At 63.4% G+C, this 21191-nt stretch carries 19 protein-coding genes and 3 tRNA genes; 13 read left to right on the forward strand and 9 right to left on the reverse strand.

Annotation, left to right across the window (positions count from 1 at the left end; genetic code table 11):
* Positions 1–84: 84 nt before the first annotated feature.
* The gene (locus ACPZMI_RS11705; protein ID WP_054893258.1) at positions 85–1140 is read left to right on the forward strand and encodes an AraC family transcriptional regulator; all 1056 of its coding nucleotides are present in this window, start codon (positions 85–87) and stop codon (positions 1138–1140) included.
* Here the strand turns inward: ACPZMI_RS11705 and ACPZMI_RS11710 are convergent.
* Positions 1097–2551 (reverse strand): TrkH family potassium uptake protein, encoded by a 1455-nt coding sequence (locus ACPZMI_RS11710; protein WP_186666840.1) that lies wholly within the window; start codon positions 2549–2551, stop codon positions 1097–1099. The two genes, ACPZMI_RS11705 and ACPZMI_RS11710, sit on opposite strands and share 44 nt — an antisense overlap.
* Positions 2552–2730: 179 nt before the next feature.
* On the opposite strand from ACPZMI_RS11710, the gene ACPZMI_RS11715 reads away from it, so the two are divergent.
* Positions 2731–3288, forward strand: coding sequence for an NAD(P)H nitroreductase (locus ACPZMI_RS11715; protein WP_186666839.1), 558 nt, complete (start codon positions 2731–2733; stop codon positions 3286–3288).
* A gap of 18 nt (positions 3289–3306) precedes the next feature.
* Here ACPZMI_RS11715 and ACPZMI_RS11720 read toward each other — a convergent pair whose 3' ends face one another.
* Together ACPZMI_RS11720 and ACPZMI_RS11725 are read right to left on the reverse strand one after the other, a co-directional pair.
* Positions 3307–4695: a sensor histidine kinase gene (locus ACPZMI_RS11720; RefSeq protein WP_426352268.1), complete on the reverse strand. Its 1389-nt coding sequence runs from the start codon at positions 4693–4695 to the stop codon at positions 3307–3309.
* Positions 4696–4707: 12 nt separating this feature from the next.
* On the reverse strand, positions 4708–5124 hold the full coding sequence (locus tag ACPZMI_RS11725) for a Spy/CpxP family protein refolding chaperone (RefSeq protein ID WP_411384054.1): 417 nt from the start codon (positions 5122–5124) through the stop codon (positions 4708–4710).
* Positions 5125–5269: 145 nt separating this feature from the next.
* Between ACPZMI_RS11725 and ACPZMI_RS11730 the strand changes: the two genes are divergently transcribed.
* Positions 5270–6481, forward strand: a complete 1212-nt coding sequence (locus ACPZMI_RS11730; RefSeq protein ID WP_186666836.1) for a winged helix-turn-helix domain-containing protein — start codon at positions 5270–5272, stop codon at positions 6479–6481.
* Here ACPZMI_RS11730 and ACPZMI_RS11735 read toward each other — a convergent pair.
* Entirely contained in the window at positions 6462–7808 is a 1347-nt protein-coding gene (locus ACPZMI_RS11735; protein WP_054893253.1) for a class II 3-deoxy-7-phosphoheptulonate synthase, read from the reverse strand. The genes ACPZMI_RS11730 and ACPZMI_RS11735 overlap by 20 nt on opposite strands.
* Positions 7809–7926: 118 nt before the next feature.
* Here ACPZMI_RS11735 and ACPZMI_RS11740 point away from each other — a divergent pair, with 118 nt between their 5' ends.
* Positions 7927–8682 (forward strand): spermidine synthase, encoded by a 756-nt coding sequence (locus tag ACPZMI_RS11740; protein WP_186721203.1) that lies wholly within the window; start codon positions 7927–7929, stop codon positions 8680–8682.
* Between the two features lie 380 nt (positions 8683–9062).
* Entirely contained in the window at positions 9063–10742 is a 1680-nt protein-coding gene (locus tag ACPZMI_RS11745; RefSeq protein ID WP_186666834.1) for a DEAD/DEAH box helicase, read from the forward strand.
* A 69-nt stretch (positions 10743–10811) separates the two neighbouring features.
* On the opposite strand, the gene ACPZMI_RS11750 is transcribed toward ACPZMI_RS11745, so the two are convergent.
* On the reverse strand, positions 10812–11579 hold the full coding sequence (locus ACPZMI_RS11750; protein ID WP_186666833.1) for a DODA-type extradiol aromatic ring-opening family dioxygenase: 768 nt from the start codon (positions 11577–11579) through the stop codon (positions 10812–10814).
* Between the two features lie 102 nt (positions 11580–11681).
* Here ACPZMI_RS11750 and ACPZMI_RS11755 point away from each other — a divergent pair, with 102 nt between their 5' ends.
* Positions 11682–12329: a thiopurine S-methyltransferase gene (locus ACPZMI_RS11755; RefSeq protein WP_288374600.1), complete on the forward strand. Its 648-nt coding sequence runs from the start codon at positions 11682–11684 to the stop codon at positions 12327–12329.
* A gap of 71 nt (positions 12330–12400) precedes the next feature.
* On the opposite strand, the gene htpX is transcribed toward ACPZMI_RS11755, so the two are convergent.
* A complete protein-coding gene (htpX, locus tag ACPZMI_RS11760; RefSeq protein ID WP_063543804.1) occupies positions 12401–13288 on the reverse strand; it encodes a protease HtpX in 888 nt (295 codons plus the stop codon).
* 227 nt (positions 13289–13515) lie between these two features.
* On the reverse strand, positions 13516–14727 hold the full coding sequence (locus tag ACPZMI_RS11765; protein WP_186666831.1) for a pyridoxal phosphate-dependent aminotransferase: 1212 nt from the start codon (positions 14725–14727) through the stop codon (positions 13516–13518).
* A 168-nt stretch (positions 14728–14895) separates the two neighbouring features.
* On the opposite strand from ACPZMI_RS11765, the gene msrB reads away from it, so the two are divergent.
* A complete protein-coding gene (gene msrB / locus ACPZMI_RS11770) occupies positions 14896–15291 on the forward strand; it encodes a peptide-methionine (R)-S-oxide reductase MsrB (RefSeq protein WP_186666830.1) in 396 nt (131 codons plus the stop codon).
* A gap of 13 nt (positions 15292–15304) precedes the next feature.
* The gene (locus ACPZMI_RS11775; RefSeq protein ID WP_186721199.1) at positions 15305–15793 is read left to right on the forward strand and encodes a glutathione peroxidase; all 489 of its coding nucleotides are present in this window, start codon (positions 15305–15307) and stop codon (positions 15791–15793) included.
* Here the strand turns inward: ACPZMI_RS11775 and ACPZMI_RS11780 are convergent.
* Positions 15783–18095, reverse strand: coding sequence for a hybrid sensor histidine kinase/response regulator (locus ACPZMI_RS11780; RefSeq protein WP_426352269.1), 2313 nt, complete (start codon positions 18093–18095; stop codon positions 15783–15785). The two genes, ACPZMI_RS11775 and ACPZMI_RS11780, sit on opposite strands and share 11 nt — an antisense overlap.
* A gap of 225 nt (positions 18096–18320) precedes the next feature.
* On the opposite strand from ACPZMI_RS11780, the gene ACPZMI_RS11785 reads away from it, so the two are divergent.
* A complete protein-coding gene (locus ACPZMI_RS11785) occupies positions 18321–19211 on the forward strand; it encodes an ATP-binding protein (protein WP_186666827.1) in 891 nt (296 codons plus the stop codon).
* The gene (locus ACPZMI_RS11790) at positions 19208–19690 is read left to right on the forward strand and encodes a GAF domain-containing protein (protein ID WP_186666826.1); all 483 of its coding nucleotides are present in this window, start codon (positions 19208–19210) and stop codon (positions 19688–19690) included. The genes ACPZMI_RS11785 and ACPZMI_RS11790 overlap by 4 nt, the downstream gene beginning before the upstream one ends.
* Before the next feature lie 52 nt (positions 19691–19742).
* Here ACPZMI_RS11790 and ACPZMI_RS11795 read toward each other — a convergent pair whose 3' ends face one another.
* The gene (locus ACPZMI_RS11795) at positions 19743–20510 is read right to left on the reverse strand and encodes a hypothetical protein (protein WP_186666825.1); all 768 of its coding nucleotides are present in this window, start codon (positions 20508–20510) and stop codon (positions 19743–19745) included.
* A gap of 337 nt (positions 20511–20847) precedes the next feature.
* Between ACPZMI_RS11795 and ACPZMI_RS11800 the strand changes: the two genes are divergently transcribed.
* From ACPZMI_RS11800 to ACPZMI_RS11810, 3 genes are all read left to right on the forward strand, one after another.
* A tRNA-Glu gene (locus ACPZMI_RS11800) sits at positions 20848–20923 on the forward strand.
* A gap of 2 nt (positions 20924–20925) precedes the next feature.
* A tRNA-Gly gene (locus tag ACPZMI_RS11805) sits at positions 20926–21001 on the forward strand.
* Positions 21002–21086: 85 nt separating this feature from the next.
* Positions 21087–21162, forward strand: a tRNA-Gly gene (locus ACPZMI_RS11810).
* The last annotated feature ends 29 nt before the right edge of the window (positions 21163–21191 follow it).

Below are 21191 nucleotides of genomic sequence, written 5' to 3' on the forward strand. Positions count from 1 at the left end.
CTGGGAGGGGCTACCAGTGACAATTGGCGCCAATTGAGTATCCTTTCGATTCACCGCTGGAGCGGTCAGCACAAGAAGCCTGTCATGAGTGAAAGAACCACGTCAGCCAGCTGGGCATCAGGGATCGTCAAGGCGCTCGAGCTGGAAGGGCTCGACTGTCGTGCCATGTTCAAGCAACTCGGGCTGGACTTCGCCGCCTTAGACGATCCGGATGCGCGCTTCCCCCAGGACGCCATGACCCGCCTCTGGCAGCTGGCGGTGGAATTGTCGGGCAACGAGGCCATTGGCCTGAATATGGCACGCGTGGTGCGGCCTGCGTCCTTCCATGTGGTTGGCTATGCGCTGATGTCCAGCCGTACGCTGGCCGAAGGTTTCGAACGCCTGGTGCGTTACCAGCGGATCATCGCCGAAAGCTCCGACCTGAGCTTCCGTCTCGGGCCTGAGGGCTATTCGCTGATTCTCACCGTTCATGGTGATCACCTGCCTCCGACCCGGCACAGCTCGGAAGCCTCGCTGGCCTGTGCGCTGTCGCTGTGCAGCTGGCTCAGCGGACGCCCGGTGCAGCCGCGCCGGGTGCTGATCCAGGGGCCGCAACCGAGGAATGTCGAGCCCTATCGGGTCGCTTTCCGGGCACCGCTGGTGTTTGGGGCTCCGCACGATGCGCTGGTGCTCGAACGGGCCGACATGGAGGCGCCGCTGCCCACTGCCAACGAAGCGATGGCCATTCTTCATGACCGTTTCGCGGGCGAATACCTGGCGCGTTTCTCGGAAAGTCGGGTCACCCATCGAGTGCGCCAGACCCTGTGCCGCATCCTGCCCCAGGGCGAACCCAAGCGCGAAACCGTGGCCCAGGCCTTGCACCTGTCCCAGCGCACGCTGCAGCGGCGTCTGCAGGAGGAAGGCACCAGCTTCCAGACCCTGCTCGACGACACGCGGCGCGAACTGGCCGAGCAATACCTGGCACAGCCGGGCATGACCCTGCTGGAAACCGCCTATCTGCTGGGTTTTGCCGATCCGAGCAATTTCTACCGGGCCTTCCGCCGCTGGTTCGACGTCACTCCCAGCGAGTACCGCGCGCGCCTGGAGGCGTCAGTGGTCAGTGACGCCAGAACGCAGGCATGCACAACACCAGCACCGTGATGATCTCCAGGCGGCCGAGCAGCATGCCGCCGGCGAGAATCCACTTGGCGGCATCCGGCAGGCTGGCGAAGTTGCCAGCCGGGCCGATCACCTCGCCCAGGCCTGGTCCCACGCCGGAAACGGTACTGGCTGCGCCGGTCAGGGCTGTCATCCAGTCCACGCCCAGTAGCGACAGCAACAGGGCGATGACGCAGATGGTCACGGCGAAGAAGAACGAGAAGGTCAGGATCGAGCGCACGATTTCTTCGTCGAGGCGGTGACCATTGTATTTCTGCTTGATCACTGCGCGCGGGTGGATCAGCTGGTTGAGGCTGGCCTTGAGCAGGATGTAGGCGACCTGGAAGCGGAAAATCTTGATGCCACCGGCGGTCGAGCCGGAGCAGCCGCCGATGAAGCCCAGGTAGAAGAACAGCATCAGCGAGAAGTTGCCCCACAGGCTGTAGTCGCCCAGGGCGAAACCGGTGGTTGTGACCACCGAGGTGACGTTCAGTGCCACGTGGCGGAAGGCGTCGAGCCAGTGCAAATCGGTGGTGGCCCAGTACCATGTGCCGAGCACGATCCAGGTGGCCACCAGCAACCCGAGCAGCCCCTGCACCTGCTGGTCGCGGATCAGCGCCCGGCGATTGCCGCGCAGGGTGGCCACATAAAGGGTGAAGGGCACGCTGCCCAGGATCATCACCACCACGGCGACCCAGTGCACCGCAGGAATGTCCCATTTGGCCAGCGACAAGTCGGAGGTGGAGAAACCGCCGGTGGAAATCGCCGACATGGCGTGGTTGATCGCATCGAAGGGGCTCATCCCCGCCCACCAGAAGGCCAGGCTGCCGAGTACGGTGATGCCTACGTACACCGCGACGATGTACTTGGCAACCATGTGCGAGCGCGGCATGACCTTTTCCGAGCGGTCCGAGGACTCGGTCTGGAACAGGCGCATGCCGCCGATGCGCAGCAATGGCAGGATCGCCACCGCCATGCCGATGAAGCCGATGCCGCCGAGCCAGTGCAGCATCGAGCGCCACATGAGGATGCCGGGCGACATGTTGTCCAGCCCGCTGAGCACCGTCGAGCCGGTGGCGGTGATACCGGACATGCTTTCGAAGAAGGCGTCGGTGTAGCTGATGTGCTGGGTCAGCAGGAAGGGCAGGGCGGCGAACACACAGACCACGAGCCAACTGCTGACGGTCAGCAGGTACATGTCGCGTGGGCGCAGGTGCACGTGCTCGGGGCGGCCTTGCAGGACCATGGCCAGGCCTGCAATGAAGGTGATCAGGCTCGACCAGAGGAATGACGGCATGTCGCCGGTGCGTTCGAAGATCAGCAGGGTCGCCATGGGCACGACCATGCTCACCGCCAGGGTGATCAGGAAGATGCCGATGATGAAACCAATGATCCTTAAGGTCGGCAACGCCATGTGATCTGCTCTGACTCGAAACGGAAAGGGCGCCATTCTACCTGTGGGTTGCGGGATGTAAACGTGTGCCCGGCGGTGCGGGGTGCGGACTTTTGATCGCGATCGCGGACAAGTCGGCTCCACATGTGCGCGAGGTCCTTTAGAATGGCGCCACATTTCTTCTGTCAGGAGGGTAGCCGATGGAGGCTCTCGACGCATTGCTCAACCGTGTTTCCGTACCACGCCTGACCGATCCGGCGCCCAATGCCGCGCAGCGCGAGGGTTTGTTCCAGGCCGCGCTGCGTGCACCGGACCACGGTCAGCTGCGCCCCTGGCGTTTTCTGACCATCGAAGGGCAGGGGCGCGAAAAGCTTGGCGAGCTGTTCGCCGAAGCTGTACAGGCCAAGGGTGACGCCAGCCAGGCGGCACTGGACAAGGCCCGGGCCATGCCGCTGCGCGCGCCCTTGCTGATCGTGGTCATTGCCCGTCTGCAGGATCACTTCAAGGTGCCGAAGTCGGAGCAGCGTCTGGCTGCCGGTTGTGCGGCCCATGGCATCCTCATCGCCGCCCATGCTCAGGGGATCGGCGCGGTGTGGCGCACTGGCGACATGGCCTTCGATGCCCATGTGAACAAGGGGCTGGGGCTGGCGGAGAACGAAGAGCTGATCGGATACCTGTACCTGGGCACGCCGGTCAATGAACCACGCACCCCGCCGGTGCTGGAGACCGCCGAGTTCGTCAGCGCCTGGGGCGAGTGACCAGGTGGGCTTGCACGCTCAGGCAGTTGCCTGGGCCACCGGCAGTTCCAGCCGCGCGACAAAGCCCCCCTGCGGATGATTCTCCAGCACCAGCGTCCCGCCATGTCGCTCGGCCGCGCGCCTGGCGATCGCCAGGCCAAGTCCGTGGCCTGGCGTTTCCTGTCCCGGCGCGCGGAAGAACGGCTCGCCCAACTGTGCAAGGTGTTCTGGCGCCACCCCCGGCCCATGGTCGCGCACGCTCAGAAGCAGGTGTTCCTGCTCGCGGCTGGCGCGGATCTCGATCGGCTGCCCCGCTGGGCTGAAGCGCAGCGCATTGCGCACCAGGTTGTCTACCGCACGCTCCAGCAGGGTCGGCCAGCCCTGCAGGGTCAGCCCGGGCTCGGCCTCCAGGCGTACTTCCTGTTCCGGCACGCTGAGCTGGGCATCCTTGCGCACACTGCCGAGCAGTGCGTTGAGGTCGACAGGCTCGGCATGTGCCTGCTCGGCATCGACCCGGGCCAACACCAGGATTTCGCTTATCAGGTCTTCCAGCCGGTCGCACTCGCGGGTCAGGCGTGGCCAGAGGGCCTGGCGCTGTTCGGGCTCGGCGCGTTCGGCCAGGGCCAGGGCGATGCGCAGGCGTGCCAGCGGCGAGCGCAGCTCGTGGGACACATCGCGCAGTAGCTGGCGCTGGCTGCCGATCAGGCTTTGCAGACGGGCGCCCATCTTGTTGAAATCGTTGGCCAGTACGCCGAACTCGTCGCGGCGCACCGCCAGCCGCGCCAGGCTGTTCTGCTGGTAGCTGGTCTGGCCCAGGTCGTGCACCGCACCGCGCAGGCGGCTGAGAGGGCGGGTGATCGAGAGGGTCACCAGCAAGCTGAACAGGGTCAGCACCACCAAGGCGATTCCCAGGGCGCTGAGCGGCCAGATCAGGCTTTCACGGTGCCAGGCCATCAGCTCCGGGTGCGGGATACGGTAGATCAGCAGGTAGGTTTCGCCCGTGGTCGGGCTGGTGTATTCCTCGGTGAGGCGGCGCCAGGGCAGGCGCCGCTCGTCGTTGTGCTGGCGTCGCTCGAAGTCTTCGGCGCGACGCGGGAAGGTGCCGGGCACCACGGCATCGCCGCTGTCGTCGAGCACCTGGACGTCGATCTTGTAGCGCTGCTTGCGGCGTTCCAGAAAGCGCTGCGATGCCTCCAGCCCTTCCTGTTCGTAGTGCTTTACCCAGCGGCTGGCCAAGGTGTTCAGGCCTGGGTGGCGGCTGAGAATCCAGGCGTCCTGGTTGAGCATGTGGCCGAGCAGGATCGACAGGCCCGCAACCAGGGCGATGGCCAGCCAGAAACTGGCCAGGATGCGCCAGAACAATGAACGCAAGACGAGTACCTCCCACACACGAGAAAGGCCCGGCCCGCATAAATGCGAGCCGGGCATCGGTCGGACAGCTTACTGGGCCTTGGCGGCTTTTTCAGCTTTCCAGGCCTGGAACTGCTGCCATTCAGCCTTGTCTGCGGCGCGTTTGCTCTGCAGTTCGTCGAACTGCTTCTGTTGCTCTGGTTTGAGCAGGGTACGGATCTGGCTCTGGGTCTTGTCGTGACCGGCCTTGATCTCGTCCTGCATGGCTTTCTGGTCCGCTGCCGGCAGCTTGGCCAGATAGCGTTCGGTGATGTCGCGGCGCTGCTTCATCTGCTCGCCCATCAACTTGCCGATCTGCTGGCGCTGGTCACGGGTCAGGTCAAGCTGCGCGAAAGGCGCATCACCGCGGTGATGCGGGCCGTCACCGCGTGGGCCGCCGTCTGGCATGGCCATGGCTACGGTCGGCAGGGCTGCGGCGAACATCAGGGCGATAAGGGTCTTGCGCATGGTGTTTCTCCTTTCTGAGGCCGGTGGTTACCGGATGAGCCCAGTCTAGGGAGATCAAGGTCAAGGGCGGTCAGTGCAGGGTAAAGGCTGGGTAAAGACTGCCTTGGCGCTACACTGTGACCCGACTTGCCGTGGAGCCCGTACCGTGACCTTCAGCCTTTCCCTCAAGCAGGCCCGACGCCTGGCCCTGTCCGCGCAGGGCTTCGGCAAGCCCCAGGCACCGACGCCGGCTGCTCTCAAGCGCATGCTGCAGCGCTTGGGCGTGGTGCAGATCGACTCGGTCAATGCGTTGGTGCGCTCGCACTACCTGCCGCTGTTCTCGCGCCTGGGCGACTACCCGGCCGAGCTGCTCGACCAGTTGGCCTGGGGCCGTGGGCGTCAGCGCCAGTTGTTCGAATATTGGGGGCATGAGGCGTCCTTGCTGCCCTTGTCGCTCTATCCGCTGATGCGTTGGCGCATGGCGCGAGCGCAGCAGGGCGAGGGTATCTACCGGCAGCTGGCGCAGTTCGGGCGTGAGCGTCAGGATGTCATTGCCCGCGTGCTGGCTGCGGTGCGCGACCAGGGCGCCCTGGGCGCCGGAAGCCTGTCGACCCGACAAGAGCGCGCCGGCCCATGGTGGGACTGGAGCGAGGAGAAGCACGCCCTGGAGTGGCTGTTTGCGGCCGGACAGGTCACCGTCGCCGGGCGCCGCGGGTTCGAGCGCCTGTACGACCTGCCGGAGCGCGTGCTGCCAGCGGCGATCCTCGATCAGCCCGAACTCCGTGACAGCGAGGCCCAGCAGGGGTTGCTGCTGCAAGCCGCCACGGCGTTGGGCGTGGCAACCGAGCAAGACCTGCGCGACTATTTCAGGCTCAGTCCCGCGCAGGCGCGGGCCGCCCTGGGCGAGTTGCTCGCTGACGGTCGCTTGCAGCAGTGCACGGTGCAGGGCTGGAAGCAGCCGGCCTACTGCGCCGGCACGCCGCGTATTCCCCGGCGTGTGGAGGCCAGCGCCTTGCTTTCGCCGTTCGACTCGCTGGTCTGGGAGCGCGCCCGTACCGAGCGGCTGTTCGACTTTCGCTACCGCCTGGAGATCTACACCCCGGCGCACAAGCGGGTGTATGGCTACTACGTGCTGCCGTTCCTGCACGACGGTCGTATCGCCGCGCGCCTGGACCTGCGTGCGGAACGGGCACGCGGCGAGCTGGCGGTGCATGCCGTGCATGAGGAAGTTCAGGGGCTGGATGAAGAGGGCTTCCAGGCCCTGGCCCGCAGCCTGGAGCGGCTGGCGGGCTGGCTGGGCCTGGAACGGGTGCGTCTGGATTGCGCGCGCGAGTCGGCAGGGCCGTTGCGTCAGGCCCTCAGCGACGCACCTGCTTGAGGGTTTCGGCGATCAGGAATGCCAGCTCCAGTGATTGATCGGCGTTCATCCGTGGGTCGCAATGGGTGTGATAGCGGTCCGACAGGCCATCTTCGGTGATCGGCCGGGCGCCGCCGATGCATTCGGTGACATTCTGCCCGGTCATCTCGATGTGGATACCCCCGGCGTGGCTGCCTTCGGCCTGGTGTACCTGGAAGAACTGCCGTACTTCGTCGAGGATCTGCGCGAAATCGCGGGTCTTGTAGCCGCTGCTGGCCTTGATGGTGTTGCCGTGCATCGGGTCGGAACTCCACAACACCTGGCGCCCCTCGCGCTCGACGGCGCGGATCAGCCCCGGCAGGTGATCGCCGACCTTGTTCGCTCCCATGCGCACGATCAGGTTCAGGCGGCCGGGGTCGTTGTCCGGGTTGAGCACGTCGATCAGGCGGATCAGATCCTCAGTGTTCATGCTCGGGCCGACCTTGACCCCGATCGGGTTGTGCACGCCCCGCAGGAACTCCACGTGGGCACCATCAAGCTGACGGGTGCGGTCGCCGATCCACAGCATGTGCGCCGAACAGTCGTAGTAGTCCCCTGTCAGGCTGTCGCGGCGTACGAAGGCTTCCTCATAGTTGAGCAACAGCGCCTCGTGGGCCGTGAAGAAGCTGGTTTCACGCAGTTGCGGGGCGCTGTCCAGGCCGCAGGCGCGCATGAAGGCGAGGGTTTCGTCGATGCGATCGGCAAGCTGATGGTACTTGTCGGCCAGTGCCGAGTTGGCGATGAAGTCCAGGTTCCATTTGTGCACCTGGTGCAGGTCGGCGAAGCCGCCTTGGGCGAACGCACGCAGCAGGTTGAGGCTGGCGGTGGCCTGGTGATATGCCTGCAGCAGGCGCTCCGGGTCGGGGACGCGGCTGGCGGCGTCGAAGCCGATACCATTGACGATGTCGCCACGGTAGGCGGGCAGGGTGACCTGGCCGATGGTTTCGTCGTTGGCCGAGCGCGGCTTGGCGAACTGCCCGGCCATGCGCCCGACCTTCACCACCGGGCAGCCAGCGGCGAAGGTCATGACGATGGCCATCTGCAGCAGCACCTTGAAGGTGTCGCGGATTTTCGCGGCGGAGAATTCGGCGAAGCTTTCGGCACAGTCGCCGCCCTGGAGCAGGAAGGCGCGGCCCTGGGTGACCTCGGCGAACTGGCGGCGCAACTCGCGGGCTTCCCCGGCAAATACCAGCGGCGGGTAGCTGGCCAGGGTCTGCTCGACCTTGAGCAGGTGAGCGGCGTCGGGGTAGGTCGGTTGTTGCTGGATCGGCAGGGCGCGCCAGCTGTCAGGGGTCCAGGGTCGGTTCATCACGGGCTCGATGTGGTCGGTTCAGGCGTACCTGTCATGGTATCAGTTGGCGGCGTGCTTGTTGCACCGCAGGCATTGGCGGACAATGCCGGTTTTTTGTGTGGGCAGGTGGCAAGCGATGGCGACGGAGCGGGAAGAGCGGCTGCTGGCCCGGGTGGAAGATGCCTACGGGGTCATCAGTGTGTACGAGGTCGAGGATTATCGCTTCCTTGAGTTCGGCGACGCCATCGAGCAGAGCTGTACCTTCACCGCCGACCCCAGTTGGCTGGAATACGACTACACCCGCGCGATGCTGGTCGGTGCGCTGTGCCATCCGCAGCCAGAGAGCGCGCTGTTCCTGGGGCTTGGGGCCGGTACCCTGACCCAGGCCTGCTTGAAGTTCCTGCCGCTGGAGGATGTCGAGGCCATCGAGCTGCGCCCGGACGTACCGCGCCTGGCCATGCAATACATGGGGCTGGATGATGATCCGCGCTTGTACGTGCGCATTGGCGACGCTCTCGAACTGCTGCCCACGGCTGAGCAGGCCGACCTGATCTTCGTCGACCTCTATACCGATCATGGCCCGGGTGTCGGGCACCTGGCCTGGGGCTTTCTGGAGCGGTGCCAGCAGCAGCTCAATCCGGGGGGGTGGCTGGTGATCAACCAGTGGGCCGGCGACGATGGCCGGCCGCTGGGCGCGGCATTGTTGCGTGGGTTGTATCACCGGCATTACTGGGAGCTGCCGGTGAAAGAGGGCAACGTGATCCTGCTGGTGCCGGCGGATCTGGAGCAGGCACTGGATCTGGACGGGCTGCGCGCCCGCGCCGCTGCGCTGGCGGCGCAGTTGGGGTATTCACTGGAGTATCTGATCAAGGAAGTTCGACCGGCGAGCTGATCCGGCGTTGGTGATGCCTTCATTCGCGGGCAAGCCCGCTCCCACAAAAGTGTGCCGCGGAGCAAAAAAAGGAAACGATTCAGCAAGCTGCTCGATGATGGCCTGATACCATGCAGCACCCCAGAAAAAAATCTCACGGTACAGGGCGAATTCGTATATAGTACGCGCCGGTCTTTTAGCGGACCTCAAAATCAGGTGGTGCAAACCCTCCGAGTCCAGCTTCGGCTGCACGTCCGCTAGGCGGACCTTTCCCACGTAATTCTTTTTCAATCGTTTTCGCAAATCCCCGCCGCCAAAGCTGCCTGGGTGACTTTCGGGTCTTTCAAGGCATGTGCAGCTTTGGAGCATGGGTCTTTGCGGATGCACATAGAGGCAGACCCATGACCCAGGAAACCGGCGGATTCGCCGCTCTCGATCTTCATCCGAACATCGTTGCCGCCGTTCTGGCCACCGGCTATGAAGAGCCGTCGGCCATCCAGCAACAGTCGATCCCGATCATCCTCGCCGGTCATGACATGATCGGCCAGGCGCAGACTGGCACCGGCAAGACCGCTGCCTTCGCCCTGCCGATCCTCAACAAGATCGACGTGAGCAAGCGCGAACCGCAAGCCCTGATCCTGGCGCCAACCCGTGAGTTGGCGCTGCAAGTAGCCACCGCTTTCGAAACCTATGCCAAGCAGATGCCGGGCGTTAACGTGGTGGCTGTGTACGGTGGTGCCCCGATGGGCCCACAACTGCGTGCCATCCGTAACGGTGCGCAGATCGTCGTCGCCACCCCGGGCCGTCTGTGCGACCACCTGCGCCGTGACGAGAAAGTGCTCTCCACCGTTCAGTACCTGGTGCTCGACGAAGCCGACGAAATGCTCAAGCTGGGCTTCATGGACGACCTCGAAGTGATCTTCGACGCCATCCCTGCCACCCGCCAGACCGTGCTGTTCTCCGCAACCCTGCCGTCGTCGATCCGTTCGATCGCCGAGCGCCACCTGCGCGAGCCCAAGCACGTCAAGATCCAGAGCAAGACCCAGACTGTCACCGCGATCGAGCAGGCTCACCTGATGGTCCACGCCGACCAGAAGATCCCGGCCGTGCTGCGTCTGCTGGAGGTCGAGGAGTTCGACGCGCTGATCGCCTTCGTGCGCACCAAGCAAGCCACCCTGGACCTGGCCGCCGCGCTGGAAGCCAAGGGCTACAAGGCTGCCGCGCTGAACGGCGATATTGCCCAGAACCAGCGTGAGCGTGTCATCGACTCGCTCAAGGATGGTCGCCTGGACATCGTCGTCGCTACCGACGTCGCCGCCCGTGGCCTGGACGTACCGCGCATCACCCACGTGTTCAACGTGGACATGCCATACGATCCGGAATCCTACGTGCACCGTATCGGCCGTACCGGTCGTGCCGGTCGCGATGGTCGCGCACTGCTGCTGGTGACGCCGCGTGAGCGCCGCATGCTGCAGGTAATCGAGCGCGTCACCGGGCAGAAGGTTGCCGAAGCTCGTCTGCCTGGCCCACAGGCCGTGCTGGATGCGCGCATCAAGAAGCTGACCGCAAGCCTCGCGCCGCTGGTTGCCGAAGCTGAGGCCACCCATGGCGAGTTGTTCGACCGCCTGACCGCCGACCTGGGCTGCTCGGCCCGTGCGCTGTCTGCTGCGTTGCTGCGCAAGGCCACCAATGGCCAGTCGCTTGACCTGGCTGCTGTCGAGCGCGAGCAACCGCTGGTGCCGACCTACACGCCGCGTGAGCGTACCGGCGAGCGCAGTGACCGTGGTGAGCGCAGCGAGCGCGGTGATCGCGAGCGTCGTGCGCCGATGCCGCTGGCCGAAGGCCGCGTGCGTTGCCGTACTGCCCTGGGTGCCCGTGATGGTATCGCCGCCAAGAACCTGTTGGGTGCGATCCTCAATGAAGGCGGCCTGGCCCGTGATGCTATCGGTCGCATCCAGGTGCGCGACAGCTTCAGCCTGGTCGAGCTGCCGGAAGAAGGCCTGGAGCGTCTGCTGTCCAAGCTCAAGGATACCCGCGTGGCCGGCAAGCAACTGAAGCTGCGCCGCTATCGCGAGGACTAAGTCCTGCTGCAATGAAAAATCCCCGGCCTTGCCGGGGATTTTTTTGCCTGTCGATTGAGGTCTGTGGAGTCAGTCGAACCTGTAGATATCCATTCCCAGTGCTCCCATCGTGAAGCCCTGGTGGACGATCCCGAACCTGTCGCCTGCACCCATGGCAAAGAACAATGGCAGGAGATGCTCATCACTCGGGTGGTTGCGCACCGCGTAGGGAGCCTGCTGTCGATAGTCTTCCAGGGCGGCCGTATCCTCTGCCTTCAATTGCTCGACCACCCAGTCGCGGAACGCCCGTGCCCAGGGCTCGATGGCGTCTGGGCCGGCGTGCCAGTCCAGTTCGCCCAGGTTGTGGGTGATGCTGCCGGAACCGACCAGCAGTATCCCCTGGGCGCGCAACCCGGCCAGTGCCTTGCCAACCTGCAGCTGCAGGGCTGGGCCCTGGCGGCTGGGCAGCGACACCTGGATTACCGGGATGCCAGCATCCGGGTACATGAGCGACAGCGGCACCCAGGTGCCGTGGTCGAAGGGGCGTTGTGCATCGAGCTGGGCGGACAGGCCGGCGTCACTGAGCAAGCCTGCTACCTCGCGCGCCAGTTCGGGGGCGCCAGGTGCTGGGTACTGCACGGCATACAGCGCAGCGGGGAAGCCGCCGAAGTCGTGCCAGGTCTGTGGCTGCGCGCCACTCATCACCTGCAGTTCCTGGCTTTCCCAGTGCGCGGACACCACCACGATCGCCTTCGGCCGTGGCAGGCCTGCCGCCAGGCTGGCCAGTGCGGGGCCGCTGGCGCCGGGTTGCAGGGCAAGCATGGGGGAACCATGGGAAATGAACAGGCTAGGCAGCATGGCAGGGTCCTGAGCGGTTAAGATGCCGCCATCTTCGATCAGTTACAGATCGATATCCAATATAAGTTTTGCAAGTTATCTATCGAAATATTCGGAGGAATCATGGAGCCAGCGTTCTGGCACAAGCGGTGGGCGGACAATCAGATCGGCTTTCACCAGTCGCAGGTGAACCCGTACCTGCAGGCGCACTGGCCAAAGCTGGAATCCGGCAGCCAGGTGCTGGTGCCTTTGTGCGGCAAGAGCCTGGATGTCATCTGGTTGGCGGGGCAGGGGTATCGCGTGCTGGGGGTGGAATTGTCGCAACGTGCGGTGGCGGATTTCTTCCTGGAGCACAAACTCGAGCCCGAGGTGTCACAGCATGGGGCCTTCGAGGTCTGGCGCAGCGGCCTGGTGGAGTTGTGGTGTGGTGACTTCTTCGCCTTGCAGGCGGAGGATCTGGCACAGTGCGCGGGGCTCTATGATCGCGCTGCGGTGATTGCATTGCCGCAGGTGCTGCGTACCCGTTACTTTGCGTTGCTGTCTGACTACCTGCCGACGGCTTGCCAGGGGCTGATGGTCACCTTGGATTACGATCAGTCGCGTCTGGACGGGCCGCCGTTCTCGGTGCCGGATGACGAAGTCCGGCGCGGGCTTGCTGGATGGCAAGAAGTGGCCGAGTTGCAGGCGCCGGACATTATCGAGGACAGCCCTAAATTCCAGAAAGCGGGAGTCGGCAGCCTGGTGGAACGGGTGTATCGGTTGCAGCGTTGATCGGCCTTCTGACCAGAAGACGTGCAAAGAAAAGGGCGACCTGAGTCGCCCTTTCCATTTACCGCGTTGAATCAGCCGCGACGACGCAGTGCATCGATACGGTCTTCCAGCGGCGGGTGGCTCATCAAAAGGCCGGCGAGGCCCTGCTTGAGGCCGCCGTTGATGCCGAAGGCCTTCATCGTATCGGGCATGTGCACTGGCATACCTTGTTCCGAACGCAGGCGCTGCAGTGCGGCAATCATCGCGCCAGTACCTGCCAGGCGGGCACCGGCTTCGTCGGCGCGGTATTCGCGGCGACGCGAGAACCACATGACGATGATGCTCGCCAGGATGCCCAGGATCAGTTCGGCGACGATGGTCGCGACGTAATAAGCGATGCCCTGGCCTTCTTCGTTCTTGAAGATCACCTTGTCGACGAAGTTGCCGATGATACGCGCGAAGAACATCACGAAGGTGTTCACCACGCCCTGGACCAGTGCCAGGGTGACCATGTCGCCATTGGCGACGTGGCCGATCTCGTGGGCCAGTACCGCGCGTACCTCGTCCCGCGAGAAGCGTTCGAGCAGGCCCTGCGAAACGGCGACCAGTGCGTCGTTGCGGTTCCAGCCAGTGGCGAAGGCGTTCGCCTCGTAGGCGGGGAACACGCCCACTTCCGGCATCTTGATACCCGCCTCGCGGGACAGCTCCTCGACCGTCTGCAGCAGCCACTGTTCGTGGTGGGTGCGCGGCTGGGTGATGATCTGGGTGCCGGTGGTCATCTTCGCCATCCACTTGGAGATGAACAGCGAAACCAGCGAGCCAGCAAACCCGAACACGGCGCAGAAGACCAGCAGGCGGCTCAGGTCCAGGTCGACGCCGTTGGCGGCCATGAACCCGTTGAAACCGAACAGGCTGAGGGTAATGCTTGCAACCAGCACCACCGCAAGGTTGGTGGCCACAAACAACAGAATGCGCATCATGGTTGTTACGTTCTCCTGACGGATGAAAATGTCGCTCTACTGCGGGGTATATAAGGTGGCGGCCGAGGCGATTCAACTGGCCGACTATTTCAAACTGTGTATCGCGAAGTATGACAGAGACGCGGCGGATCGCCGGGAGATAGACCGTTGCAGGATGTAAGAATTCATCCGTGGGGCGGAGGGCGTCGTGCCAACATGGCCGGTTGGCACGACAAGGCCTTGATCGCTTACTGCGAGTAGGTGCGCAGGAAGTTGCCGATACGGCCGATGGCTTGCTCCAGGTCATCCACCCGCGGCAGGGTGACCACGCGGAAGTGATCCGGCCACGGCCAGTTGAACGCCGTGCCCTGGACGATCAGCAGTTTCTCCGACAGCAGCAGGTCGAGGACGAACTTCTCGTCGTTGTGGATCGGGCAGACCTTCGGGTCGATTTTCGGGAACGCGTACAGGGCACCCATTGGCTTGACACAGCTCACGCCGGGGATGGCGTTGAGCAACTCGTAGGTGCGGTTGCGCTGTTCGAGCAGGCGGCCCGGCGGCAATACCAGGTCGTTGATGCTCTGGTAGCCGCCCAGCGCGGTCTGGATGGCGTGCTGTGCGGGCACGTTGGCACACAGGCGCATGTTGGCCAGCATGTCGATGCCTTCGATGTAGCTCTGCGCGTGGTGCTTGGGCCCGGAAATGATCAGCCAGCCGGAGCGGAAACCTGCGACCCGGTAGGACTTGGACAGGCCGTTGAAGGTCAGGCACAGCACATCCGGAGCGAGCGAGGCGGTGCTGATGTGTACGGCTTCGTCGTAGAGGATCTTGTCGTAGATCTCGTCGGAGAACACCACCAGGTTGTGCTGGCGGGCCAGCTCCAGCATGCCGAGCAGCAGCTCCCTGGAGTACACCGCGCCGGTCGGGTTGTTCGGGTTGATGATCACCAGGGCCTTGGTGTTCGGAGTGATCTTGGCCTTGATGTCGTCAAGATCCGGGAACCAGTCGGCCTGCTCGTCGCACAGGTAGTGCACGGGCTTGCCGCCAGCCAGGCTCACTGCTGCGGTCCACAATGGGTAGTCGGGGGCAGGGATCAGCACCTCGTCACCGTTGTTGAGCAGCGCCTGCATCGACATCACGATCAGTTCGGAGACGCCGTTGCCCAGGTAGATGTCCTCGATGCCAACGCCTTCGATCTGCTTCTGCTGGCAGTACTGCATCACCGCCTTGCGCGCGCTGAACAGCCCTTTGGAGTCGCTGTAGCCCTGGGCGGTCGGCAGATTGCGGATCACGTCCTGGAGGATTTCGTCCGGCGCTTCGAAACCAAAGGGCGCCGGGTTGCCGATGTTCAGCTTGAGGATGCGCTGGCCTTCCTCTTCCAGACGCTTGGCGTGCTTGAGCACCGGACCGCGAATGTCGTAGCAGACATTGGCGAGCTTGTTCGATTTGCTGAACTGCATGATGTGATCCCGAATGGATAAGTCGCGGGGCGCTGTCGTCAAAAGGTTTGAAAAGGACGGGGCGCGGGTGCCAGACTGATCGTCTGCGCACAAGCCAACTAATATACGTGCCACCCGCGCCAGGGAAAAGACGGCGCAGGGTGAAATTCAGCCTGCCGAGGTCCATCCATGCAAAAGATCGACAAAACACTTGAAGAATGGCGTGAGATGCTCGATCCCGCCCAATACCAGGTATGCCGCCTGAAGGGGACCGAGCGACCGTTCACGGGCAAATACAACAGTGAAAAGCGTGCCGGTGTCTATCACTGCATCTGTTGTGATCTGCCGCTGTTCGATTCGCAGACCAAGTTCGACTCCGGTTGCGGCTGGCCGAGCTTCTACGCGCCGATCGAGGAGAGTGCGATGATCGAGATCCGCGACACGTCCCACGGCATGATCCGCACCGAAGTCACCTGCGCCCAGTGCGACGCGCACCTGGGTCACGTGTTCCCGGACGGCCCGCCACCGACGGGGCTGCGCTACTGCATCAATTCGGTTTGCCTGGATTTCAAACCGCACGACTGAACGGAGATTCGACATGGCCGATGCGTTGCTGGACATTCCCTGCGTCACCCTCAAGGGCGAGCAGAAAACCCTGGGCGACTTCGCCGGCAAGGCGCTGCTGGTGGTCAACACCGCCAGCCAGTGCGGTTTCACGCCGCAGTACAAGGGGCTTGAGAAGCTGTGGCAGGACCATGCCGCCCAGGGCCTTGTCGTACTGGGCTTTCCGTGTAACCAGTTCGGCAAGCAGGAGCCGGGCGATGCGTCGGAAATCGCGCAGTTCTGTGAGCTCAACTTTGGCGTGAGCTTCCCGCTGTTTCGCAAGATCGAGGTGAACGGCCCTGGCGCCCACCCGCTGTTCGCCGAGCTGAAGAAGCGTGCGCCTGGCCTGCTGGGGACGCAGACGATCAAGTGGAACTTCACCAAGTTCCTGGTCGATCCGTCCAGCGGTCAGGTCACGCGCTATGCACCGACCACCAAGCCGCAGGCGCTGGAAGCGGATATCGAGCGACTGCTCAGCCGCTGACCGGCACCCAGTGGTCGATCAGGGCGAGTAGTTCTTCGCGGCGGAACGGCTTGGCCAGGTAGTCGTCCATGCCCGCAGCGCGACAGCGTTCGCGCTCTTCGGGCATGGCGTTGGCGGTCAGGGCGACGATTGGCAGGTCGGGCCAGCGCCCGCTCTGGCGGATGCGCCGGCTGGCCTCGTAGCCATCCATCACCGGCATGTTGCAGTCCATCAGCACCATGTCGAAGCCTTCGCGCTCGAGTATCTCCAGCGCTTCGGCACCATGGGCGGCAACCTGTACCTGGCAGCCGAGCTTGCCGAGCATGCCCTTGGCTACCAACTGGTTTACCGGGTTGTCTTCCACCAGAAGGATCTGCGCGCGCCGCTCCAGCAGGCGGCCGGCCTCGGTGGGTGCGGGGGTGGCATTCTCGCCGTGCAGGGTGCGACGCAGCATCTGGTACAGGGCATTGCGCGCCAGAGGGCGTGCCTGCTGGTGCAAAGGGGCCAATTGCGCGGTTTGCTCGCCGGGCAGGAAGTTGCCATAGGCCGTGACCAGCAGGATCGGTGCGCTGAGGCCGGGGCGCAGTTCGAACAGGTGCTCGGCATCGTCGGTGATGAGCAGATCGATGGCCATGCCTTCGAGCCCTCTGGGATCGTCGCGTCGCTGATAATCCAACCCCCAGCTTGGCAAAAGGCCGTGCAGTAGTTCAGCCAGGCCGCTTGAGGCATTGCTCAGTGCCACCACCTGACCCTTCAGCGGCGCAGGCGAGACCGCTTCGGTGTGGGTGGGCAGGGGCAGGTCGGCGCTGAAGCGGCTGCCGAAGCCGGTTTGCGAGTGGATATGCAGGTGCCCGTGCATGGCCTTGCACAGGTTGTGGGTGAGCGCCAGGCCCAAGCCGGTGCCGCCGTACTGGCGGGTGATGCCTGCGCCAGCCTGGGTGAAGGGCTGGAAGATGCGCACCTGGGCTTCCTCCGGGATTCCGATACCGGTGTCGCACACTTCAAGGCGTACGCCGCCGACGATGCTCGAAAGGCGAACGTCGACGCGCCCGAAACGGGTGAACTTGAGCGCATTGGACAGCAGGTTGCTGACGATCTGGCGCACCCGTGTGGGGTCGCCGAGCACGGTGCTGGGAAAGTCCGGAGCGATCAGGCAGGTCAGCTCGACACTGGGCGCGGCGTTCTGCGACAGCAGATTGGCGGTGTCCTCGACCATTGCCCCCATGTCGAAAGGAATGCGTTCGAGCTCCAGTTGCCCGGCATCGAACTTGGACAGATCGAGGATATCGTTGAGCAGCTCGACCAGCACCTTGCCCGAGTCGTGGGCGATCGACAGCTGCTGGCGTTGCTCGGCGGTCAGCCCGCTGTCCAGGGCCAGGGCGATCATGCCGAGCATCCCGTTGAGCGGTGTGCGGATCTCGTGGCTCATGTTGGCCAGGAAGGCGGCGCGCGCCTGGGCCATGTCCAGGGCGCGGCGGCGGGCCTCTTCCAGTTCCTGGTTGGACTGGCTCAGCCGGTTGTTGCTGGCCTTGAGTTCTTCGGTACGGGCCGAGACGATGTCTTCCAGCTCGTTGAGGTATTGGGTGAGGCGGTTTTCGGCGTTGCGCCGCTGCTGGATTTCGGTGGCCATGCTGACGAACTGCTGGTTGGCGACTTTCACCAGTACCCCGATCTCATCGTGCTCATGACCGGTGGGGTAGTCCAGGCGCGTCTGTCCGGGTTGGCGTGGATCGCTGCCGCTCAGGGCGCCGATGACAGTGACCAGCGGTTTGGTCAGCATGATGTAGAACAGCCCCAGGAGAATACCGGTCAGCACCAGGCTGCGGGCGAAGCCGTTGAGCAGGGTGATGCCGGCGCGGTCGAGAAAGCGGCTGCCGAAGGCGTAGGTGTCGACATCCAGGTACAGGGTGCCGAGGTAATCGTCGGGCATGTGGGCGAGGAACAGGCGGTCCTTGAACTGGCGTTGCTCGCCGAACAGGAAGTCGCTGAGCGGCCGGTAGCTGTCTTCCTGGCGCGGGCGATGGACGTCGGCCAGCACCGTATCGTTGTTGTCGATCAGGCGCGCACGGATGATCGCTGGCGATTGCAGCAGCCCGCCGGTGAGCTCCTGAGCCAGCTCGGCGTCGATGTTGTAGGCGATGCGCGAGGCTGGGTCGTGGCTTATTTGCAGCAATGCCTGCACTTCGCGGTTGATGGACGCGTCTTCGCTGGCATAATCGATGCCGATCTGGATGAGACTGAGCAATGTTCCCAGGATGAAGCCGACCAGGACTGTCAACCGGGCTTGCTTGTATGACAGGCGATTGGTGAACTTGATATCCATGGTTCCCGAGCCGGTTCAACGCCCCTTGCGCTGCGCAAGCATAGCCGATCAGCCTCGGCTGCTGGCGGGTCTGTCTGTTGTTTCGAGCGATCCAATCAATGGGCCGGTGTGCGGCCATCGCGGGACGAGCCTGCTCCCACAACCTCTGTTGGCTCTGTAGGGGCAGTCTTGTCGCGCGATGGCGGCGCTCCGGCTCCTGAACCGGTCTTGATTAAGGAAACCTTCATGGACACCCGCCTCATTGCATTCCTGGAACACGCCGAATCCATACTGACCCGCCTCGAACCGCTGCTGCCGGCGCCCCGACCGCAGATCGACTGGTCGTCGACCCTCGCTGCGCGCTGGCAGCGTGATGGTCGCAGTGGCTACCTCATGCCGTTGGAAGTCAGCCTGGACATCCGACTCTCGGACCTGATCGGCGTCGATCAGCAACGTGAGCAACTGGGCCGCAACACCCATCAGTTCATCAATGGCATGCCCGCCAACCACGCCCTGCTGTGGGGCTCGCGGGGCACCGGCAAGTCGTCGCTGGTGCGTGCGCTGCTGGCCGAACATGCCAGCCAGGGCCTGCGCCTGATCGAGATCGAGCGCGATCACCTGGCCGACTTGCCGCGGGTGGTCGAGCAACTGCAAAAGCTCGAGCAACGCTTCATCCTGTTCTGCGACGACCTCTCGTTCGAGGCGGGAGAGGGCGACTACCGCGTGCTCAAGAGTGTGCTCGATGGTTCGCTCGAGCAGGCGCCGGACAACGTCCTGCTCTATGCCACCTCGAACCGCCGTCACCTGGTGCCCGAGAAGCAGAGCGACAACGAAAACTGGAAGATGATCGACGGCGAGCTGCACCCCAACGAAGCGGTGGAAGACAAGATCGCCTTGTCTGACCGTTTTGGCTTGTGGTTGTCGTTCTATCCGTTCACCCAGGAGCATTTCCTCAACGTGGTCGAGCACTGGATCGGCCAACTGGCGCGACCGGCCGGGCTGGCCTGGCAGCGCACCGAAGAACTCGACATCCTCGCTGCGCGCTGGGCCACCGGCCGCGGCAACCGTAATGGCCGTTGTGCCTACCAGTTCGCCCGCTACTGGGTCGGACTGCAATTGCTGGAGCAGAACCAATGATCGACCTCAACGCCAGCGGCAAAGGCCTCGATGGCTATGACCTGCTGGCTGCGCAAGTACAGGCGTTGTTCGCCGACGAACGTGACTTCATCGCCAACGCCGCACAGTTCTCGGCATTTCTCTACCACCAGGTGGAAGACCTGAACTGGGCGGGTTTCTACCTCAACCGCAACGAAGAACTGGTGCTCGGGCCATTTCAGGGGCAGGTGGCGTGCGTGCGCATCGCATTCGGCAAGGGTGTGTGCGGCGCGGCCGCAGCCACGCGGCAGACCCAGCGGGTGGAAGATGTGCATGCATTCCCAGGTCACATCGCCTGTGACAGCGCGTCCAACAGCGAGCTGGTGATCCCGCTGGTAAAAGAGGGCAGGCTGATTGGCGTGCTCGACCTGGACAGTCCGAGCCTTGCGCGTTTCAGTGAGGCCGATCAGTGCGGGCTTGAACGCCTGGCGTCGATCTTCCTGGCGTTGAGCGACTGCTGAAAAACAAGAAGGGCCGCTTTTTGCGGCCCTTCTTGTATTCAACGGTTGTGGATCAGTCGTAGATCACCCGCTTTTTCCACGTCTCGTCTTCATCGGTTTTCAGGCCCTGGGTCAGCGCGTTCTGGTCATTTTCGGCCGGCTCCATCTGGTCCAGTACTTGCGCGTTGGCGCGAGCGAGCAGTTTTTCCAGGTAGGTCAGTTGCTCTTCATATTGTTTCGGTTCCGGTTGTTTGCGCAGGTACTGCACGCCGCGTTCGAACGCCAGCCGCGCATGGCCTGGTTGATTCTGCTGCAACGCCTGCTGGCCGAGGTTATTGAAGAACTCGATGTGCAGTAGTACCAGGATGTGGCGAATTTCCCTGACCCAGTACTTGCCTTCGTTGGACTGCAGGAAGTTTTCCTGGGTAGCGCGCACGATCTGGTTGTGCAGCGACTCAAGCAGGAAGCGCACGTCCTTGGCTTTGACCTCGGTCTGAATCGGGCTCGGCGGGTTGTTGACCGGCAACTTGTCGCCCTTGGCAATCAATCCTTCGAGTTCGGTGATGCGCGCCTTGAAGTCGCCGTTGTGCTTGTCCAGCGCCAGCAGGCGCTGATTGAGGTTGAGCTCCAGGCGGGTCAGCAGCAGCTTGAGTGCCGGGGTCATCAGTTGGCCGGGGAAGGTTTCGGTGATCTCACCGCAGCGACGCAAGCGTTCGGTCAGCTCGACTTTAAGGCGCGCGCGCTCGAGCTTGGCGTTTTCCACGACATTGTTGAGGTAGCCGATCACGATCAGCAACGCGATACCCGCCACGATGAGCAGGGTGATCAGAAGTGGTGTCACCGTTAACGCCTCATGAAGAAGTTTTGCATCATTGAGTGTAGTGAGTTCGCCAGGGGGCGAACAGTGCAGCCTGGCGGACAGGTCATACCCATGGGTGTCGGCGCAAGGTCGAAAATCTACAGTGCTGGCACTTTGATGCGAGCTTGCCGGGCTGGCGTCAGAAAAGCAACGCCAATCCCCGGGCGCATCATGCGCGACCTATGTACAGGGGCGGAAGTCGTTGATTTAAATAAATTTCCACAAAGGGGTTGACGGCTTGTCGAGGCATCCATAGAATGCGCGCCACTTGCAGCGTAAAGCACACAGCGAAACGCGGCAGGCAGTGAAGTTGTAGCGTGTCCCCTTCGTCTAGTGGCCTAGGACACCGCCCTTTCACGGCGGTAACAGGGGTTCGAGTCCCCTAGGGGACGCCAATGCGGGAATAGCTCAGTTGGTAGAGCACGACCTTGCCAAGGTCGGGGTCGCGAGTTCGAGTCTCGTTTCCCGCTCCAGTTTTAAAACTGTGGCGTCCATTGACGGTGCAGCGGTAGTGAAAGGCTCAGGCCATTCACGCCACATGCGGTTTTGCTTCAAATTGCGGGAATAGCTCAGTTGGTAGAGCACGACCTTGCCAAGGTCGGGGTCGCGAGTTCGAGTCTCGTTTCCCGCTCCATTCGAAAACGCCACTTCGTTGAAGTGGCG

The organism is Pseudomonas wayambapalatensis, assembly GCF_049942315.1.
Lineage (GTDB): Bacteria > Pseudomonadota > Gammaproteobacteria > Pseudomonadales > Pseudomonadaceae > Aquipseudomonas > Aquipseudomonas wayambapalatensis.

Coding starts and splice junctions, on each gene's coding strand:
- ACPZMI_RS11715 (WP_186666839.1), top strand. CDS start 2,731: ATGGAGGCTCTCGACGCATTGCTCAACCGTGTTTCCGTACCACGCCTG.
- ACPZMI_RS11725 (WP_411384054.1), bottom strand. CDS start 5,124: ATGCGCAAGACCCTTATCGCCCTGATGTTCGCCGCAGCCCTGCCGACC.
- ACPZMI_RS11735 (WP_054893253.1), bottom strand. CDS start 7,808: ATGAACCGACCCTGGACCCCTGACAGCTGGCGCGCCCTGCCGATCCAG.
- ACPZMI_RS11740 (WP_186721203.1), top strand. CDS start 7,927: ATGGCGACGGAGCGGGAAGAGCGGCTGCTGGCCCGGGTGGAAGATGCC.
- ACPZMI_RS11775 (WP_186721199.1), top strand. CDS start 15,305: ATGGCCGATGCGTTGCTGGACATTCCCTGCGTCACCCTCAAGGGCGAG.
- ACPZMI_RS11745 (WP_186666834.1), top strand. CDS start 9,063: ATGACCCAGGAAACCGGCGGATTCGCCGCTCTCGATCTTCATCCGAAC.
- htpX (WP_063543804.1), bottom strand. CDS start 13,288: ATGATGCGCATTCTGTTGTTTGTGGCCACCAACCTTGCGGTGGTGCTG.
- ACPZMI_RS11780 (WP_426352269.1), bottom strand. CDS start 18,095: ATGGATATCAAGTTCACCAATCGCCTGTCATACAAGCAAGCCCGGTTG.
- ACPZMI_RS11710 (WP_186666840.1), bottom strand. CDS start 2,551: ATGGCGTTGCCGACCTTAAGGATCATTGGTTTCATCATCGGCATCTTC.
- ACPZMI_RS11785 (WP_186666827.1), top strand. CDS start 18,321: ATGGACACCCGCCTCATTGCATTCCTGGAACACGCCGAATCCATACTG.
- ACPZMI_RS11750 (WP_186666833.1), bottom strand. CDS start 11,579: ATGCTGCCTAGCCTGTTCATTTCCCATGGTTCCCCCATGCTTGCCCTG.
- ACPZMI_RS11720 (WP_426352268.1), bottom strand. CDS start 4,695: ATGCCCGGCTCGCATTTATGCGGGCCGGGCCTTTCTCGTGTGTGGGAG.
- ACPZMI_RS11755 (WP_288374600.1), top strand. CDS start 11,682: ATGGAGCCAGCGTTCTGGCACAAGCGGTGGGCGGACAATCAGATCGGC.
- ACPZMI_RS11765 (WP_186666831.1), bottom strand. CDS start 14,727: ATGCAGTTCAGCAAATCGAACAAGCTCGCCAATGTCTGCTACGACATT.
- msrB (WP_186666830.1), top strand. CDS start 14,896: ATGCAAAAGATCGACAAAACACTTGAAGAATGGCGTGAGATGCTCGAT.
- ACPZMI_RS11790 (WP_186666826.1), top strand. CDS start 19,208: ATGATCGACCTCAACGCCAGCGGCAAAGGCCTCGATGGCTATGACCTG.
- ACPZMI_RS11705 (WP_054893258.1), top strand. CDS start 85: ATGAGTGAAAGAACCACGTCAGCCAGCTGGGCATCAGGGATCGTCAAG.